The organism is Marinobacterium rhizophilum (assembly GCF_024397915.1).
GTDB classification, from domain to species: Bacteria; Pseudomonadota; Gammaproteobacteria; order Pseudomonadales; family Balneatricaceae; genus Marinobacterium_A; species Marinobacterium_A rhizophilum_A.
The window spans coordinates 2771113-2788191 of sequence record NZ_CP073347.1 but is presented as its reverse complement, the minus strand read 5'-3'; the positions used below and the strand labels follow the sequence as shown (position 1 = coordinate 2788191).

At 61.5% G+C, this 17079-nt stretch carries 15 protein-coding genes; 3 read left to right on the top strand and 12 right to left on the bottom strand.

What is annotated here, in order from left to right; translation table 11 throughout:
• Positions 1-2 precede the first annotated feature (2 nt).
• From KDW95_RS12510 to pcaQ, 7 genes are all read right to left on the bottom strand, one after another.
• Positions 3-773 carry a CoA-transferase subunit beta gene (locus KDW95_RS12510; RefSeq protein WP_255852139.1) on the bottom strand — a complete coding sequence of 257 codons (771 nt, stop codon included), beginning with the start codon at positions 771-773 and terminating at the stop codon, positions 3-5.
• A gap of 13 nt (positions 774-786) precedes the next feature.
• Positions 787-1644 (bottom strand): CoA transferase subunit A, encoded by an 858-nt coding sequence (locus KDW95_RS12505; RefSeq protein WP_255852138.1) that lies wholly within the window; start codon positions 1642-1644, stop codon positions 787-789.
• Positions 1645-1739: 95 nt separating this feature from the next.
• Positions 1740-2570 (bottom strand): 3-keto-5-aminohexanoate cleavage protein, encoded by an 831-nt coding sequence (locus KDW95_RS12500; RefSeq protein ID WP_255852137.1) that lies wholly within the window; start codon positions 2568-2570, stop codon positions 1740-1742.
• Positions 2571-2584: 14 nt separating this feature from the next.
• Positions 2585-3184 (bottom strand): protocatechuate 3,4-dioxygenase subunit alpha, encoded by a 600-nt coding sequence (gene pcaG, locus KDW95_RS12495; protein ID WP_255852136.1) that lies wholly within the window; start codon positions 3182-3184, stop codon positions 2585-2587.
• A gap of 4 nt (positions 3185-3188) precedes the next feature.
• Positions 3189-3887: a protocatechuate 3,4-dioxygenase subunit beta gene (pcaH, locus tag KDW95_RS12490; protein ID WP_255852135.1), complete on the bottom strand. Its 699-nt coding sequence runs from the start codon at positions 3885-3887 to the stop codon at positions 3189-3191.
• 1 nt (position 3888) lies between these two features.
• A complete protein-coding gene (gene pcaDC / locus KDW95_RS12485) occupies positions 3889-5079 on the bottom strand; it encodes a bifunctional 3-oxoadipate enol-lactonase/4-carboxymuconolactone decarboxylase PcaDC (protein WP_255852134.1) in 1191 nt (396 codons plus the stop codon).
• Positions 5080-5147: 68 nt separating this feature from the next.
• Positions 5148-6110 (bottom strand): pca operon transcription factor PcaQ, encoded by a 963-nt coding sequence (pcaQ, locus tag KDW95_RS12480; protein WP_255852132.1) that lies wholly within the window; start codon positions 6108-6110, stop codon positions 5148-5150.
• Between the two features lie 240 nt (positions 6111-6350).
• Between pcaQ and KDW95_RS12475 the strand changes: the two genes are divergently transcribed.
• On the top strand, positions 6351-8210 hold the full coding sequence (locus KDW95_RS12475) for a bifunctional sugar phosphate isomerase/epimerase/4-hydroxyphenylpyruvate dioxygenase family protein (protein WP_255852131.1): 1860 nt from the start codon (positions 6351-6353) through the stop codon (positions 8208-8210).
• Between the two features lie 90 nt (positions 8211-8300).
• On the opposite strand, the gene KDW95_RS12470 is transcribed toward KDW95_RS12475, so the two are convergent.
• The 5 genes from KDW95_RS12470 to KDW95_RS12450 form a co-directional block, all read right to left on the bottom strand.
• Positions 8301-9002 carry an ABC transporter ATP-binding protein gene (locus KDW95_RS12470; protein ID WP_255852130.1) on the bottom strand — a complete coding sequence of 234 codons (702 nt, stop codon included), beginning with the start codon at positions 9000-9002 and terminating at the stop codon, positions 8301-8303.
• Between the two features lies 1 nt (position 9003).
• On the bottom strand, positions 9004-9771 hold the full coding sequence (gene livG, locus KDW95_RS12465) for a high-affinity branched-chain amino acid ABC transporter ATP-binding protein LivG (RefSeq protein WP_255852129.1): 768 nt from the start codon (positions 9769-9771) through the stop codon (positions 9004-9006).
• On the bottom strand, positions 9771-11021 hold the full coding sequence (locus KDW95_RS12460) for a high-affinity branched-chain amino acid ABC transporter permease LivM (RefSeq protein ID WP_255856511.1): 1251 nt from the start codon (positions 11019-11021) through the stop codon (positions 9771-9773). Before KDW95_RS12460 ends, livG begins: the two co-directional genes overlap by 1 nt.
• Positions 11021-11947: a high-affinity branched-chain amino acid ABC transporter permease LivH gene (gene livH, locus KDW95_RS12455; RefSeq protein WP_255852128.1), complete on the bottom strand. Its 927-nt coding sequence runs from the start codon at positions 11945-11947 to the stop codon at positions 11021-11023. Before livH ends, KDW95_RS12460 begins: the two co-directional genes overlap by 1 nt.
• Positions 11948-12077: 130 nt before the next feature.
• Positions 12078-13199 carry a high-affinity branched-chain amino acid ABC transporter substrate-binding protein gene (locus KDW95_RS12450; protein WP_255852127.1) on the bottom strand — a complete coding sequence of 374 codons (1122 nt, stop codon included), beginning with the start codon at positions 13197-13199 and terminating at the stop codon, positions 12078-12080.
• A gap of 358 nt (positions 13200-13557) precedes the next feature.
• Here KDW95_RS12450 and KDW95_RS12445 point away from each other — a divergent pair, with 358 nt between their 5' ends.
• Positions 13558-14664 carry a WD40/YVTN/BNR-like repeat-containing protein gene (locus KDW95_RS12445; RefSeq protein WP_255852126.1) on the top strand — a complete coding sequence of 369 codons (1107 nt, stop codon included), beginning with the start codon at positions 13558-13560 and terminating at the stop codon, positions 14662-14664.
• Positions 14661-17042: an efflux RND transporter permease subunit gene (locus KDW95_RS12440; RefSeq protein ID WP_255852125.1), complete on the top strand. Its 2382-nt coding sequence runs from the start codon at positions 14661-14663 to the stop codon at positions 17040-17042. Before KDW95_RS12445 ends, KDW95_RS12440 begins: the two co-directional genes overlap by 4 nt.
• Positions 17043-17079 lie beyond the last annotated feature (37 nt).

Below are 17079 nucleotides of genomic sequence, written 5' to 3'. Positions count from 1 at the left end.
CCTTATTGGCCTGCGTGGGCGCGGGCGGTGCGTTCGTTCAGGGCGCGCAGCGCACTGAGCTCGGTTTCATTCGGCGCCGGTGTCTCAACCACCTGGTCGGCGAAGCGTATGGCCCAGCCGGTGTTTTCAATGATCTGCTCGCGGGTCACGCCCGGGTGAATGGAGGTGACGATGAACTCCCTGGTGGCGGGGTCCGTTTCCATGATGCACAGGTCCGTGGTCAGTCGGCTCGGTCCCTTGGTCTTGACGCCCAGGGATTCGCGCTCCGTGCCGGTCTTGCCGTGCCCCAGGGACGTCATGAAGTCGATGTTGTCGACAAATCCGCGGGCCGATTGTTTCATGACGATAAAGATCTCGCCGCAGGAGGTGGCGATCTCGGGGGCGCCGCCACCGCCTGGCAGGCGGACTTTTGGGTTGTCGTAGTCATCCCCCACCACGGTGGTGTTGAGGTTGCCGTACTTGTCGAGCTGGGCGGCGCCCAGGAAGCCGACGGAGATGCGCCCGCCCTGCAGCCAGTAGCGGAACATTTCCGGCACCGCCACGGTGGTGACGGCGGTATCGCACAGCTCGCCATCTCCGATGGACAGCGGCAGTACGTCCGGTTTGGTACCGATGGTGCCGGACTCGTAGATCAGGGTGACATCGGGGGCATGGGTCAGGCGCGCGAGGTTGCAGGCGGCCGAAGGCATGCCGATGCCCACGAAGCAGACATCGTCGTTGCGGATGGCGCGGGCCGCGGCCACGGTCATCATTTCGGTTGGCGTGTAGTTCATTGCGGGGCTCCTGTTACTGCTTGGCCGGGGTAAAGGCGACGCGCTCGGCGAAGGCCTCGGGGCCCTGGTTCAGCACGTTGTCCTGCATCCAGGCCTGGAAGGTTTCGCGCTCGCTGGCAATCGGGTCCCAGGCCTTGTAAAAGGCGTTGTCGCGTTCGTAATAGCCCTTGGCGTAGGAAGGGTGGGCGCCACCTGGCACCTTGACCACGGCTTTCAGCGTCCAGTTGGGCAGCACGCAGGCATTGGGGTGAACGTCGTCGAAGTTGTCGACGATCTCTTCCACCGTGACGATGGCGCGCTTGGCGGCCAGTACCGCTTCCTTCTGTACGCCGACGATGCCCTCGATCAGCACGTCACCGTTGCGGTTGGCTTTCTGGGCGTGGATCACGCTGACATCCGGGCGGATTGAGGGCACCGAGGCCAGGCGCTCGCCGGTGAAGGGACACTCGATAAAGCGAATGTTGGGGTTCACCTCGGCAAGACCGGCCCCCAGGTAACCGCGAAAGACCGCGCAGGGCAGGCCGGCGGCGCCGGCTTCATAGGCGTTGGCCATGGCGGCGTGGCTGTGTTCTTCGATCTCGAGCTTGTGCGGCCAGCTCTTTTCGTAGGCATCGCGGAATCGGCGCAGGGAGCCGACTCCGGGGTTGCCGCCCCAGGAGAAAATCATCTTTTTCACACAACCCATGCCGATCAGCTGATCGTAGATCAGGTCCGGTGTCATGCGCACCAGGGTCAGGTCCTTGCGCTGCTGGCGGATAATTTCGTGGCCGGCGGCGTAGGGAATCAGGTGGGTAAAGCCCTCGAGGGCAACGACATCGCCGTCAAAGACGTTTTCGGCGATCGCTTCTTTTAACGATACGAACAGGGTCATGCAATGATCCTCCGGTATTCGAATGCAGTGGTGTTTACAGCAGGGCGCGCAGCCCCGCTGTCGGTTCAGACCAGGCGGTTATTTTTTAGGGAGGCTCAGGCTGCAGGCAGGCTGAGCAGGGCACGGGCTTGGGCGGGTGTGGCCACGCTGCGGCCGTGGTCAACCACCATGCCGGCCAGGCGCTCTACCAGCTGGGCGTTGCTTTTGGCCAGGGTGTTCTTGTCAAAACGCACGTTGTCTTCCAGGCCCGTACGCACATGCCCGCCCAGCTCCAGCGCCCACTGGTTCAGCTCGAGCTGGTGCTTGCCGATGCCGGCGGCGGTCCAGGTGCCGCCGGGGCAGACCTTTTCGTACTGCCTGATCATGAATTCCAGCACTTCCCGGTTAGCCGGAATGGCATTGGGAATGGAGGTCACGAACTGCAGGTGCACCGGCGCCTTGATCAGGCCGCGCTCCACCAGCTTGGCGGTGTTGAAGACCATCGACAGGTCGAATGCCTCGATCTCGGGCTTGATATCGTATTGCAGCATGCGCTCGGCCAGGTCATCGATCAGCGCCGGCGAGTTGGCATAGACGATGGAGCCGAAGTTGACCGAACCCGTTGCCAGCGATGCCATGTCGGGCTTGAGGTGCAGCATGCCGCCGCGCTCGTCGCCCGCGCCGCTGCGCCCGCCGGTGGAGAACTGAATGATCATGCCGGGGCAGTGCTTGCGGATACCGTCCTGAACCTCTGCGAAACGCGCCGGATCCGACGAGGTGGTGCCGTCGTCGTTGCGCACGTGCAGGTGCACCAGGGTGGCGCCGGCCTCGAAGGCCTCATGGGTCGATTCGATCTGCTCGGACGGCGTAATGGGCACCGCCGGGTTATTGGCTTTCTGCGGCAGGGACCCGGTGATGGCAACGCTGATAATGCAGGGGCTGGTCATGGCAATCTCTCTTGCTAGATATTAAAAAAGACAGTTTCCAGCGGTCCCTGCATGTGAATGTCGAAACGGTATTCGACGCCGGTGGAGGTTTCGTGGCGGGTGGCGATCAGGGTTTCGCGGCGGGCCGCTTCCACCCTGTTCAGCGCCGGGTCCTCGCGGTTGAGGACGGTCTCGTCGCTGAAATACAAGCGGGTGTAGGCGTGATTTGGCAGGCCGCGCATGAAAACGATCACCGAGATGTACGGTGCCCGGCCATCCTGCGCTGCGCCCGGCTTGATGGTGTCAAAGCGAAAGCTGTTGTCCGGCGTGGTGCCGGTGCCGACGCGGCCAAAACCCGTGAAGGCCGGGTCCAGCGGGCGGGACTGGCGGGCATCATTGGGGTGGTTGAAACGCCCGGCGGCATTGGCCTGCCAGAGTTCGATCATGGCGTCGTTCACCGGCTGGCCCTGGCCATCGAAAACCTGGCCAACAATGCGGATACGCTCGCCCAGCGTCTGCTCACTGGCCATCTGGCCGCTGGCGACCTGGGTCTGGGGGTAGTGATACTGCTCGGCGGTCAGTCCGTAGGCGAAGTAGGGGCCAACGGTCTGGGACGGTGTCTGTTTCAGGGACATGAACTTAGTCCTCCATTGGGGTGGCATTCACGCCACGCAGCACGATGTCGAAGATATAACCCAGCGCAAAGCCTTCCTCGGTGACATCGATGGAGAACTCCGCGATCATGCGCTCGCGCGCACCGGCCGGCACCGACGCATAGATCGGATCCAGCGCCAGCAGCGGATCACCCGGGAAGTACATCTGGGTGACCAGGCGGCTGGCAATGGAGGGCCCGAACAGGGAAAAGTGGATGTGATTCGGGCGCCAGGCGTTTCTGTGGTTGCCCCAGGGATAGGCGCCGGGCTTGACGGTATAAAAGCGGTAGCAGCCGTTCTCGTCGGTCAGGCAGCGGCCGGAACCGAGGAAGTTGGGGTCCAGCGGGGCGTCATGCTGGTCGGCCTTGTGCACGTAGCGGCCGGCGGCGTTGGCCTGCCAGACTTCCACCAGGGTGTTGGCCACCGGATCGCCATTTTCATCCAGCACGCGGCCGGTGACGACGATGCGCTCGCCCTGGGGCTCGCCGTTAACCTGGCCGTTTTTGGTCAGGTCGTGATCCAGCGGCCCCAGCACTTCGGCGCCGTAGGCCGGGCCTGTCAGCTCGGACAGTTCGGGGTCAATGTCCACAAGGTTGCGGGACACGCCGCGCAGCACGGTGGATTTGTACTCGGGGCTGATATAGGCCGCATGGCTGGCCCAGTCGCGCTTGGTGATGCTGCTCATCTCAGTTCTTGCCTCCGTCAATGGCGATTCCCATGCCGGTATAGGTTTCCCTGGCGATGCGAATGGCAACATTGGATGCGGGTACACCGGCGTAGACGCCCAGGTGCAACAGGGTTTCACGGACTTCATCCAGGGTGGCACCGGTATTGGCGGTGGCACGGATATGCATGGCCAGCTCTTCGTCGTGACCCAGGGCCGCCATCAGGGCAATGGTGATCAGGCTGCGGTCACGCTTGCTCAGCGTCGGCCGGCTCCAGACCGAGCCCCAGGCGCCTTCGGTGATAAAGCTCTGGAAGGGCTCGTCGAAGGCGGTCTTGTTGGCTTCGGCGCGATCAACATGGGCGTTGCCCAGCACCGAGCGGCGTACCCGCATGCCCTGGTCGAAGCGGCTCAGCGGTTCGGTGACCTCGGCCAGGAAGTCACGAATCAGGGCCGCCAGGGCTTTGGGCTGCTCGACACTGGGCAGGTGGCCGGCGTTGGCGAGGATTTCAAAGCGGGCGCCTGGAATCAGTTCGGCGGTGGAGCGCACCAGGTCCGGCGGGGTGGCACCGTCTTCGTCGCCGACGACGCACAGGGTCGGCTGGGTCAGCCGGGCACTGCTTGCCGTCAGGTCGGCATCGCGGATGGCGGCGCAGGTGCCGATATAGCCTTCTACCGGGGTGCGCACCATCATGTTGCTCCACAGGGCAACTTCGGCGGCTTTTTCCTGGCGGAAGGAGCTGGCAAACCAGCGTTCCATCACGGCGTCGGCAATGTACTCCAGGCTATGGGCCCGTATCGTCTCGATGCGGGTTTCCCAGATGGAAGCAGGGCCGATCTTGTGGGCGGTGTCACACAGGATCAGGTTCTTGACCAGCTCCGGGCGCTGGGCGGCAACGCCCTGGGCGATCATACCGCCGACCGACAGGCCGCAGAGCGTGACCTGGCTCAGTTCCAGCGCATCCAGCAGGCCGATCAGGTCGTTGATATGGTCATCGAGACGGTAAGGCGCGGCGGGGCAGGACGACAGGCCGTGGCCGCGCTTGTCATAACGCAGGAAGCGGAACTGGTCTTTCAGTTCGGGCAGCAACGGGTCCCACACCCGCATGTCGGTTCCCAGCGAGTTGGAAAACACCAGCAGTGGCAAATGCGATGGGCCGTCCAGCTGGTAGTGGATGAATTCTCCGTTGAGCGACAGGCTGTGCATAGTCATTAACCCTGATTTGGTTGCAGCATATACAGCTACTTTCTCCGAGTTCTTCCGGTATGTAAAATGACGTTTTATGGTTTTTTTATATTGATATTGATATGTGTCTCGGGGTCGGCCGACTTTATCGCCAGGGCGACATCCCGTACCGCGTTCATCAGCAGCTGCAGTGCCGGCGACGGCAGGGTGTCGGCCCGGGTGGTCAGGCCAACGGGACCCAGAGTTTCACGGGTGTCCAGTGGCAGCTCGCAGAAGGTACCGTCGTTTATTTCCCGCGCCACCACGCCCCTGGAGATAATCCAGATGGCGTCGGTCTGGCGGATATACTCCTTGCCGAAGCCGTCTGACACCGTTTCGATGCGGTCGTGCAGCGCGCCTATACCCTGGCTCAGCAGGTAGCGTTCCACCGTTGGAGCAATGATGGAATCCTTGGGCGGGTACAGTATCGGGTAGGCATTGAGGTCGCGCACATTCAGGGTCGCGCTTTGCAGCAGCGGATGCTCCGGGCGCACGGCGAAGGCGATCTTCTCCGAGTAGAGGTGCTGGAACGACAGCCCGGCCATCAGCTCCGGTTCTGCCAGGCGGCCGACCACCAGGTCCAGTTCGCCCACCCGCAGTTGGCTCAGCAGCAGGGCATTGGGGCCGGTTTGCAGGTTCAGCGTGACATCGATGCCACCCTGGCGAAAGCGCTGAATCGCTTTGGGCATAACGCTGGTGGCGACCGTCGGCAGCACGCCAATGCTCAGGCGCAGCTTGCCCCGCTGCTGGGCCTGACTGATGCTGTCGGTGCCCTCGCGCAGCGCCGCAACGCTGGCACCGGCGTATTTCAGAAACACTTCGCCAAACTGGGTCAGCTCGACCCCCTTCTTGCTGCGCTCCATCAGTCGTACGCCGAGCATTTCCTCCAGTTCCTTGAGCTTTTTCGATACCGCCGGCTGGGTCAGCGCCAGCACATCGGCGGCGCCGCCGACGCTGCCCTGGCGGGCAACTTCAAGAAAGCACTGCAGGTGACGGTACTTGATACGGTTTTCAAGCATGCTATGCTCCATTACTTCCTATAAATATAGGATGATTTTTAAATTGTAGTACGCATATCTGTTATACGATTGATTTTGTTGAATATAGCTTAATTTATATCGAATTCGATATTTTAATGGGCGCATTATTCATTTATCAGCGCAGCGGCAACGGGGGTAGTGTTGCCGCAATGACAACTATCCGTCGCTGGCGCACCCTTGCAGGCGCGACAGCGGCACCGGCATCTTCGGGAATACGACATGAAAACGGCACTTGCGACGGTCACGATTTCAGGTTCACTGCAGGAAAAGCTGCGCGCCGCGGCGAAGGCCGGCTTTGATGGCGTGGAAATTTTCGAGAACGACCTGACTCAGTTCGATGGCAGTGCGCGGGATCTGCGCCAGATGGCAGGGGACCTGGGGCTGGAGATCATCGCGCTGCAGCCGTTTCGGGATTTCGAGGCGATGCCGGAGCCCTGGCGTACGCAAAATTTCTATCGCGCCCAGCGCAAGTTCGAGCTGATGCACGAACTGGGAACAAAGCGCCTGCTGATCTGCAGCAACGTGTCACCCCATGTGATCGATGACCCGAATCGTGCCGCGGCCGATCTGCATGAGCTGGCGGAACTTGCCCGCCAGGAAGGCTTTATCATCGGTTACGAGGCGCTGGCCTGGGGCCGCCATGTGGCCGATTACCAGGATGCCTGGGATATCGTCAAACGCGGCGATCATCCGAACCTTGGCATCATTCTGGACAGCTTCCACATGTTTGCCCGCGGCAATACCCTGGATGTGCTGCGTGACGAGATCCCCGTCGACAAGATTGCGCTGGTGCAGGTGGCCGATGCGCCGAGTCTGCAGATGGACGTGCTGCATTACAGCCGGCATTTTCGCTGCTTTCCCGGCCAGGGTGACCTGCCGGTGGTGGAGTTCGTACAGTGCCTCAGGGACAAGGGTTTTGACGACTACCTGTCCCACGAGATCTTCAACGACGAGTTCCGTTCGTCCTCGCCGCTGGAGAAAGCGGTGGACGGCATGCGCTCGCTGATCTGGCTGGATGAGCAGACGAGCCGGGAGCCGGAGCTGCCGGAGCTGCCGCCCCGGCCCGAGATCACCGATGTCGAATTTATCGAGTTTGCTATCGAGGGCGACAGCGGAGCCGAACTGGTGGCATTGCTGCAGAGTCTTGGCTTTCAGGAGACCCACCGCCACCGCTCCAAGAATGTCAGCCTGATGCGCCAGGGAGATATCAATCTGGTGCTGAATCGCGAGCCCCTGAGCCAGGCGCACGAGCATTACCAGGCCCACGGCGTATCCATCTGTGCGCTGGCTTTCGCCACCACAAACCTGGCCGCGACGCTGGCGCGTACCGAGCGTTATCGCAGCCGCCGCTTCACCAACCAGGCGGGCCCGGGGGAGCTGAATATTCCGGCCATCCGGGGTATCGGCGACAGCCTGGTGTACTTTGTCGAGCGCCCGGGCAGGTTCCGCTTCTTCGATATCGATTTCGTGCCGCTGGCAGAGGCGGCGGATAGTTCTGCCGGGTTGCAGCGCATCGATCATATTGGCCAGACGGTCTCGAACACCGAATTCCTGTCGGCGTCCTTCTTCTACAAGTCGCTGTTCGAGTTTGATATCGAGGCCAGTACCGACCTGCCGGATATCTATGGCCTGGTGGTCAGCCGCGTGGCCAAGAGCCGGGACGGCCGGGTGCGAATTCCGCTCAACATGACTGCGGCACGGGAGGCCTCGGCCCAGCGCTTTATCCAGAAGTCCAGGGGCTCAGGCGTACAGCAGATCGCGTTTGGCTGTGAGGACATCTTCGCTTCGGCCGAGGCGGTGGGCGCCGAGATGCTGCTGGCCATACCGGAAAACTATTACCGGGACCTGGATGCACGCTTTGCGCTGGAGCCTGAGCTGCTGGCCCGGCTGCGTCGCCTGAACATCCTGTACGATCGCAACGATGACGGTGAATTCTTCCATTTTTACACCCGCGAAGCCCTGGGTGTGTTTTTCGAAGTCGTGCAGCGTTGCGGCAGCTATGACCGCTACGGTGAAGCCAATGCCCATATCCGCCTGGCCTCGCAGGCGCGGCAGTACCGCCCGGAAGAGGGGCTTTGATCCATTCGCGAATGCTGCATGAAAAAAGGACGCTGCCACTGGCAGCGTCCTTTTTTTCTGACTCACGAATCACGAATCACGCTTCATGGCTTAGCCACCGAGGTAAGCCTTGCGCACGTTTTCATCGTCGAGCAGGTCCGGGCCGCTGCCGCTGAGTACAACCCGGCCGTTTTCCAGTACGTAGCCCCGGTCGGCGATTCTGAGCGCCTGGTTGGCGTTCTGTTCCACCAGGAAGATGGTCACGCCATCGTCACGCAGCTTTTCGATGATCTGGAAGATCTGCTGGATGATGATGGGTGCGAGCCCCAGGGATGGCTCGTCCAGCAGAATCATGCGGGGCTTGCTCATCATGGCGCGGCCGATGGCCAGCATCTGCTGCTCACCGCCGGACATGGTGCCGGCCCGCTGTGCAAAGCGTTCGCGCAGGCGCGGGAACAGCAGCAGCACTTCCTCCAGGGTTTCCTCGTACTCGGCCTTGGTGCGAAAGTAAGCGCCCATGTGCAGGTTTTCCTGCACCGTGAGGCGGGCAAACACGCGCCGGCCTTCCGGCACTATGGCCAGCCCCTGGCGCATGATCTGTGACGTGGGCTGCCCGGTGATGGGCTTGCCATCGAACAGGATTTCGCCGCTGCTGGCCTGGGGGTGACCGCAGATGGTCATCATCAGGGTCGTCTTGCCGGCGCCGTTGGCGCCGATCAGGGTAACGATCTCGCCCTGCCTGACCTCGACCGAAACATCATGCAGTGCCTGGATGGGCCCGTAATGGGTGTTTACCTTGTTGATTTGCAGCATGTCATTCCTCTCCGAGGTACGCCTTGATGACGTCGGGATTGTTCTTGATCTCATCCGGCGTGCCATCGGCCAGGGGGGTACCCTGGGCGATAACGTAGATGTGATCGGAGATTCCCATCACCAGGCTCATGTCATGCTCGATCAGCAACACCGAGATTTCATGCTCGTCGCGCAGGCGCACGATCAACTCATCCAGTTGCTTGGTCTCGTTGGGGTTGAGACCGGCGGCCGGTTCGTCGAGCAGCAGCAGTTCGGGCTGTGTCACCATGCAGCGCGCGATTTCCAGCCGCCGCTGCTGGCCGTAGGACAGGTTGCCGGCTTCGCGGTTGGCAAAGGGCAGCATGTCGACCTGCTCCAGCCAGTAGACGGCCCGGTCCATGGACTCCTGCTCGAGCCGTCGGTAGGACGCCGTCTTGAGCAGGCCGGAGAGCAGGTTGGTATTGAGGTGTCGGTGCTGCGCCACCAGCATGTTTTCGATGACCGTCATGTTGGAGAACAGCCGCACATGCTGGAAGGTGCGCACCAGCCCCTTGCGGGAAATGCGGAAATCCTTGAGCCCGGCGATCTGCTCGCCCTTGAACAGTACGCTGCCATCGGAGGGGATATAGAACCCCGACAGGCAATTGAACACGGTGGTCTTGCCGGCGCCGTTGGGGCCGATAATCGAGACGATCTGGCGGTTCTTTATCTTCAGGTTGACGCTATTGACCGCTACCAGGCCGCCAAAGCGCATGGTCAGGGCGTTCACGTCCAGCAATAACTGACTCATCACTTCAACTCCATGTGCGGACGCTTGCTCGGCAACAGACCCTGGGGACGCCAGCGCATCATGAGCACCATCAGCAGTCCGAACAGCAGCATGCGGTATTCCTGAAATTCGCGGGCAAGCTCGGGCAGGATGGTCATCACGATGGCCGCCAGTATGACGCCAAGCTGTGAGCCCATGCCGCCGAGCACCACGATCGCAAGAATGATCGCCGACTCGATGAAGATGAAGGATTCGGGGCTGATAAAGCCCTGGCGCGCGGCAAAGAAGCAGCCGGCAAAACCGGCGGTGGACGCGCCTATGGTGAAGGCCGAGAGCTTGATCACGGTGCGGTTCAGGCCCAGCGAGCGGCAGGCGATTTCATCCTCGCGCAGCGCTTCCCAGGCGCGGCCGACTGGCATGCGCATCAGCCGGTTGATGACGTAGAGCACGGCCAGCACCAGCACCACGGCGATCAGGTAGAGGAAGATCACCTTGTAGCTGCTGGAGTAGTCGATGCCCATGAAATCATGGAAGGTTGTCGCGCCGTCACTGGCGCGGCGGTTGAACTCCAGTCCGAACAGGGTGGGCTTTTCGATGCCGGAAATGCCATTGGGGCCGCCGGTGATGGAGGTCCAGTTGTTCAGCAGGATGCGGATGATTTCGCCGAACCCCAGGGTCACGATGGCCAGGTAGTCACCGCGCAGGCGCAGCACCGGAAAGCCAAGCAGAAAGCCGAATGTCGCCGCCAGAATGGCGGCAATCGGCAGGCAGACCCAGAACGACAAGCCGAAATAGTTCGACAGCAGCGCATAGGTATAGGCACCAATGGCGTAAAAGGCCACGTAGCCCAGGTCCAGCAAGCCTGCCAGCCCCACCACGATATTCAGCCCCAGGCCCAGCATGATGTAAATCAGTGTCAGGGTTGCCAGGTCCACGGCGCCGCGGGACACCATGAAGGGCCAGATGACCAGGCCGACAATGACCGCGGCGATCAGCCAGGGCTTGACGCGTGCGCGCACGGACTCGGCCGGCAGGATCTTATCCATGTTCGGCCGGGGAATACCGGCCGTGGCGGTGCTGATCTGGTCACGAAAGAGCTGCGACAGAAAGACGATGGCGATGCCACCGAATATCCAGGTCCACTGGGCTGCAGTGGCGCCGACCACCCGCAGCTCGGTGCCCTCGGAAGTGAGCTTTACGCCCACCATCAGGCAGGTGAGTATCAGGGTAATGCCGGCGGCGAAAAAGGCGGTGTAGAAATTCTGGCGCATCATACTTTCTCCACTTCCGGTTTACCCAGCAGGCCGCTGGGGCGGAACAGCAGAATCAGTATCAGCAGGCCGAACGACACGACGTCCTTGTATTCAGACGGGAAATAGGCCGAGGTCAGGGCTTCGGTAACACCCAGAATCAGGCCGCCCAGCATGGCGCCGGGAATGGAGCCGATGCCGCCGAGCACAGCAGCGGTGAAGGCCTTGAGTCCGGCGATAAAGCCGACAAAGGGGTTTACCACACCGTAGTACAGGCCCAGCAGCAGGCCGGCCACGGCGGCGAGCGCGGCGCCTATGATAAAGGTCAGGGCGATGGTGCGATTGGTATCGATGCCCAGCAGATTGGTCATGCCCTGGTCTTCCGAGCAGGCACGGCAGGCGCGCCCCATGCGCGAACGGGAGATGAACAGGGTCAGTGCGGTCATGCAGACGACGGTGACAACCCAGATCAGCAGCTGCATGTAGGACAGGGACACTTCGAACAGCTGCGGATCACCGAAGGTCCAGCTGCCGCTGATCTGCGGTGCCAGGGCAACATCGCGCGAACCCTGGGCCAGAACCACGTAGTTCTGCAGAAAAATCGACATGCCGATGGCGGAAATCAGCGGGATAAGCCGGTTGGAACCGCGCAGCGGGCGATAGGCCACGCGCTCGACGGCCCAGCCGTAGGTGCTGGCTATAAAGACCGCGATCACCAGGGCGATGATCAGAATAACCGGAAGCGCCACCATCCCCATGCCGAGCAGGCCGGCGATGACGATGAAGGAAATATAGGAGCCGATCATGTAAATCTCGCCGTGGGCGAAATTGATCATGCCGATGATGCCATAGACCATTGTGTAGCCGATGGCGATCAGGGCATAGGTGGACCCGATCGTCAGCCCGTTTATGAGCTGTTGCAGGAAATAGAGTGATGCTTCAGACATAAGAAAAACCAGGTCAAACGACGCCCGGGGCACAGGTCAACGGATCGACCGGCGCCCGGCCCCGGATCGCGGGGCTGGGCCTCGGGGCAGCAGCGGGCGCGGGCCCGGGCTGCCTGATTATTGTAATTATTTACTGGGCCGCAGGTGTCTTCGAGCCATCCTTGTGGAGGCTGTACACCAGGAAGGTGGACTCGGTCAGGTCGCCTTTTTCATCGTAGGAAACCTTGCCGATGGAGGTATCGAAGCTGTTGCTGCGAATGTATTCGGCCATTTTTTCAGGGTCGCTGTCGCCCACGGCCTTGATGGCATCGCCCATGACCTGAACGGCGGCGTAGGCGGTAAAGACGAACGGGCCTGAAGCATCTTCGCCCTTGGCTTCAATGGCTTCGACGCGGGTTTTGTTTTCGGGGTTCTGGTCGAAGCTTTTCGGTGCCGTCGCCAGTACGCCTTCGGTGGCATCGCCGGCGATTTTCGCCAGGTCCGCGTTGACGATACCCTCAGGTCCCATGAACTGGGCGCTGAAATTTTTCTCGGAAGATTGGCGCAAGATCAGCCCCAGTTCCGGGTGATAGCCGCCGTAGTAAACGAAGTCGACGTTCTCCTTTTTCAGCTTGGCAATCAGCGCCGAGAAGTCCTTGTCGCCCGGTGTTACGCCTTCAAACATCACAGGCTCAATGCCCTTGGCTTCCAGACCGTCCTTGACCGTCTGTGCCAGGCCTTCACCGTACTGCTGCTTGTCGTGAATGATGGCCAGGGTTTTGGGCTTGACGGTATTTGCAATGTATTCTGCGGCCATGCTGCCCTGCAGGCTGTCCAGACCGATGGTGCGGAAGATCAGCTGGTGACCTTTATCGGTGATGGACGGCGAAGTGGACGCGGCGGTAATCATCAGCACCCCTTCTTCCTCGTAGACATCAGCCGCAGGCTCGGTGGAGCTGGAGCACAGGTGACCGACCACGTGGGTAATGCCGTCATTGACGATCTTGTTGGCCACGGCCACGGCCTGTTTTGGGTCGCAGGCGTCGTCGTAGATCACGCCTTCGAGTTGCATACCGTTCACGCCGCCGGACTTATTGATGTCTTCAATCGCCGCCATGACGCCGATTTTCTGCATGTCACCGTACTGGGCTACCGGGCCTGTCGCCGGGCCGGCCAGTGCGATCTTGAGAGTCTCAGCCTGAACTGCAGCGGCTGAACCCAGAATGGCCAGTGCGGTGCCCACGCTAAGCAGGGTCTTGGAAAAGTGTTTCATTGCAGAGATTCCCCTTCGATTATTGTGCGCCTGACGCCTGTCAGGTCTTTCTTGTTATCGCTCGCCGCCTACGTTTACTTTGTCTGCAGCATAAAATCAATTGTAGACCGCCATAATCGTGCGCATGATCGATAATGTCAGGATATGTGGTGCCCTTTGTCATTGAGCCCGGACAGGCAATCACTGATGCTTCGGACAACAGGGCCATGAATGCAACGGCTGACCGGGCGGCGGTCTGGCACGTTGATTTGTTATTTGGGCCGAACCTCGCGGTTCAGCCTCCCTGCATAATAACGATAAAGCGAGGCGCGCCCTCAGCCGGTCAATCAGGCAGGGGGCGGGGCCACAAGGGTACATTATGGGATTCAATGTTCAGGGTCCGATGCGGCTGCTTTGCCTGCTGCTCGGTTGCAGTCTTTTCACATCTGCGGCGTCTGCTGCGACCCCTTTCGACCGCTTGCAGGTGCCGGCCCAGGTGACCCAGCGGGCAACGCAGTCTTTGCTGCTGGATATCGCCCGCGCCGGCGAGCGCCTGGTGGCGGTGGGCGAGCAGGGGTTGGTACTGCTTTCCGATGATGGCGGCGACAGCTGGCGCCAGGCGGCTGTGCCCGTGAGCGTGCTGCTGACCGCCGTTGAGTTCGTGGATGCACGGCACGGTTGGGCGGTCGGTCACGATGGTACCGTGCTGCACAGCGCGGACGGCGGCGCCAGCTGGCGTCTGCAACTGGATGGCAATCGCATCAATGCGCTGCGAGCGCAGCAGCTGGAAGACGAGCTGGATGCCTTGAGCCTGCGTACGGATACGGACCCGGTCGCGCTGGAAGACCTCGAATTCGCGCTGGATGATGCCCTGTTCGCGCTGGAGGATGGCCCCAGCATGCCACTGCTGGATGTCTGGTTCGCTGACCCCCTGCATGGTTTTGTACTGGGAGCCTACGGCCAGTTGTTGCGAACCGATGATGGCGGCGAGCAGTGGCAAACCCTGGGACACCGCCTGCCCAACCCGGATCGTTTTCACCTTAACAGCCTGCTGGCAACCCGTTCAGGTGATCTCTACATCGCCGGTGAAGCCGGCCTGCTGCTGCGTTCCCGCGACAGCGGCCAGGTGTGGGAGGCGCTGGAGTCGCCCTATGAGGGTTCTCTCTTTGCCATCGTTGAACAGGACGGCCTCTGGCTGATGGGCTTGCGCGGCAACCTGTTCCACAGCCCGAACGGCGAGGACTGGCAGGCACTGGAGCTGGACAGTTCCGCCACTCTCAACAGCGCGCTGGCGCTGGGCGAAAAGCTCCTGCTGCTGGGGCAGGGTGGGCTGTTGCAGGCGGGGGATCAGTCGGGTTTCGCGCCGCTGTCAGAGCAGCGCTCGCGCCAGAGTCTGAGTGCAGCCCTGGTGGCCGGCAGGCAACTGGTACTGGTGGGTGAGGGTGGTATTCAGCGCAAGGAACTGCCTGCGGAGACAGCACAATGAAACGGATGTCCCTGTCGATACTGAGCCTGGTTAAAGGCAGCGAGCAGCTGATTGAGCGTGTGCTGTTTCACCGCCGCCGTACACTGCTGGGGCTGTTCCTGGCCGTGACCCTGGCGCTGGGCTGGCAGGCGAGCCAGATCAGGCCCGACGCCAGCTTTGTCAAGATGATTCCCACCGAGCATCCCTATGTCGAGAATTACCTGAACTACCGCGATGACCTGGCGGGGCTGGGGAACAGCCTGCGCGTCGTGGTGGCGGCGACCGACGGCGATATTTTCACGCCAGGCTACCAGGACAAGCTGCGCCGGGTGACCGACGAGCTGTTCTTCCTGCCCGGTGTGGATCGCTCGGCGCTGGCCTCGATCTGGACGCCCAATGTGCGCTGGACCGAGGTCACCGAAGAGGGCTTTGTCGGCGGGCCGGTGATTCCCGATGACTATGACGGCTCGGCGCGATCACTGGAACAGCTGCGCACCAACATTTTGCGCTCGGGCCAGGTCGGTCGCCTGGTGGCCAACGATTTCGGTTCGGCCATTGTGCAGGTGCCGTTGTTCGACCGTGATCCTGAAACCGGTGCGGCACTGGACTACCAGCAACTGTCCCATCTGCTGGAAACCCTGGTGCGTCAGCCCTACGAATCCGAAGGCATTCGCATTCATATCACCGGCTTTGCCAAGGTGGTGGGGGATCTGATCGACGGTGCGAGGGACGTGGCGCTGTTTTTTGCCGTGGCCTTCGCGGTCACCCTGGTGCTGCTGTACCTGTATTCCGGCAGTGTCTCCGGCACCCTGATACCCCTGGCCTGCTCCCTGGTGGCGGTCATCTGGCAGCTTGGCCTGCTGCGTTTGCTCGGCTACGGGCTGGACCCGTACTCGATGCTGGTGCCTTTTCTGGTGTTTGCCATTGCCGTGAGCCACGGTGTGCAGATCGTGAATACCGTGGCCCAGGAAGCAGCGCAGGGCGCCGACAGCCTGCTGGCGGCGCGCCGGGCCTTTCGCGCACTCTATATACCGGGCCTGACGGCGCTGCTGTCCGATGGCCTGGGCTTTGTGACCCTGCTGGTGATTCAGATCCAGGTGATCCAGGATCTGGCGGTTGCTGCATCTGTCGGGGTCGCCGTGATTATCCTGACCAACCTGCTGCTGTTGCCCCTGTTGATGTCCTGGTGTGGTGTGGGCGCGCGGGCCATACAGCGGGCGCAGCGCAGCGGGGAGGCGGTGCACTCGCGCTGGGCCATTCTGACGGTCTTTGCCAGGCCCCGGGGAGCCGCCGTGGCGCTGCTGATCGCCGGCATACTGGCGGTCGCGGGGCTGCAGGCCAGTTCCTCGCTGAAAATCGGCGACCTGGACTCCGGCGCGCCGGAGCTGCGCAAGGACTCGCGTTACAACCTGGACAATGCCTTTGTGACCGACCACTACTCGACTTCCAGCGATGTCTTTGTGGTGATGGTGACCACCGCGGCGGAGCAGTGCGCCAGTTTCAAAACGCTTGAGCTGGTCGATCGATTCCAGCAATACCTCACAAATGTGCCCGGGGTGCAGTCCAGCCTGTCGCTGGCGGATGTCTCCGAGCGGGTGACGGCGGGGCTGAACGAAGGCAGCCTGAAGTGGCGCTCCGTGAGCCGCAACCAGTTTGTGATCAATGCCTCCCTGGCTTACGTGCCCGGCGGTCTGATGAACGGGGACTGCTCGCTGTTGCCGCTGATCATGTTCCTGGATGACCACAAGGCCGAAACCCTGACCCGCGTCACGGACAGCGTGAAAGCCTTTGCCGCCGAGCACGACAGCGACCAGATCCAGTTTCGCCTGGCCGCGGGCAACTCTGGTATCGAGGCGGCTACCAACGAGGTGATCAGCACGGCGCAGTACAAGATGCTGCTGTGGGTTTATGGCGTTGTAAGCCTGCTCTGTCTGCTGACCTTCCGCTCGGTGCGTACGGTGCTGTGCATCATTCTGCCGCTGGCGCTGACATCCCTGCTGTGCCAGGCGCTGATGGCCAGGCTCGGTATCGGCGTCAAGGTGGCGACACTGCCGGTGATCGCCCTGGGGGTGGGCATAGGCGTGGATTACGGTATCTATATCTATACCAAGCTGAACAGCTACCTGCTGCAGGGGCATAGCCTGCCGGATGCCTACCTGGCGACGCTGCGCACCACCGGCAAATCGGTTGCCTTTACCGGTCTGACCCTGGCGATTGGTGTGGTGCTCTGGGTGCTTTCACCCATCAAGTTCCAGGCTGATATGGGAATACTGCTAACCTTCATGTTCCTGTGGAACATGCTGGGTGCGCTGATACTGCTGCCGGCGCTGACCTGTGTGCTCTATCGCCATACCGGCTCGACGGTGGCGCAAAAGGAAACCAGCGACCTGCTGTCCTGAGCGGTTGCCCTGGCGCCTGTGGCGCCTATTGACGGAG

Coding starts and splice junctions, on each gene's coding strand:
- pcaG (WP_255852136.1), bottom strand. CDS start 3,184: ATGTCCCTGAAACAGACACCGTCCCAGACCGTTGGCCCCTACTTCGCC.
- KDW95_RS12510 (WP_255852139.1), bottom strand. CDS start 773: ATGAACTACACGCCAACCGAAATGATGACCGTGGCCGCGGCCCGCGCC.
- KDW95_RS12440 (WP_255852125.1), top strand. CDS start 14,661: ATGAAACGGATGTCCCTGTCGATACTGAGCCTGGTTAAAGGCAGCGAG.
- pcaQ (WP_255852132.1), bottom strand. CDS start 6,110: ATGCTTGAAAACCGTATCAAGTACCGTCACCTGCAGTGCTTTCTTGAA.
- KDW95_RS12475 (WP_255852131.1), top strand. CDS start 6,351: ATGAAAACGGCACTTGCGACGGTCACGATTTCAGGTTCACTGCAGGAA.
- pcaDC (WP_255852134.1), bottom strand. CDS start 5,079: ATGACTATGCACAGCCTGTCGCTCAACGGAGAATTCATCCACTACCAG.
- pcaH (WP_255852135.1), bottom strand. CDS start 3,887: ATGAGCAGCATCACCAAGCGCGACTGGGCCAGCCATGCGGCCTATATC.
- KDW95_RS12445 (WP_255852126.1), top strand. CDS start 13,558: ATGGGATTCAATGTTCAGGGTCCGATGCGGCTGCTTTGCCTGCTGCTC.
- livG (WP_255852129.1), bottom strand. CDS start 9,771: ATGAGTCAGTTATTGCTGGACGTGAACGCCCTGACCATGCGCTTTGGC.
- KDW95_RS12500 (WP_255852137.1), bottom strand. CDS start 2,570: ATGACCAGCCCCTGCATTATCAGCGTTGCCATCACCGGGTCCCTGCCG.
- KDW95_RS12505 (WP_255852138.1), bottom strand. CDS start 1,644: ATGACCCTGTTCGTATCGTTAAAAGAAGCGATCGCCGAAAACGTCTTT.
- KDW95_RS12470 (WP_255852130.1), bottom strand. CDS start 9,002: ATGCTGCAAATCAACAAGGTAAACACCCATTACGGGCCCATCCAGGCA.
- KDW95_RS12450 (WP_255852127.1), bottom strand. CDS start 13,199: ATGAAACACTTTTCCAAGACCCTGCTTAGCGTGGGCACCGCACTGGCC.
- livH (WP_255852128.1), bottom strand. CDS start 11,947: ATGTCTGAAGCATCACTCTATTTCCTGCAACAGCTCATAAACGGGCTG.
- KDW95_RS12460 (WP_255856511.1), bottom strand. CDS start 11,021: ATGCGCCAGAATTTCTACACCGCCTTTTTCGCCGCCGGCATTACCCTG.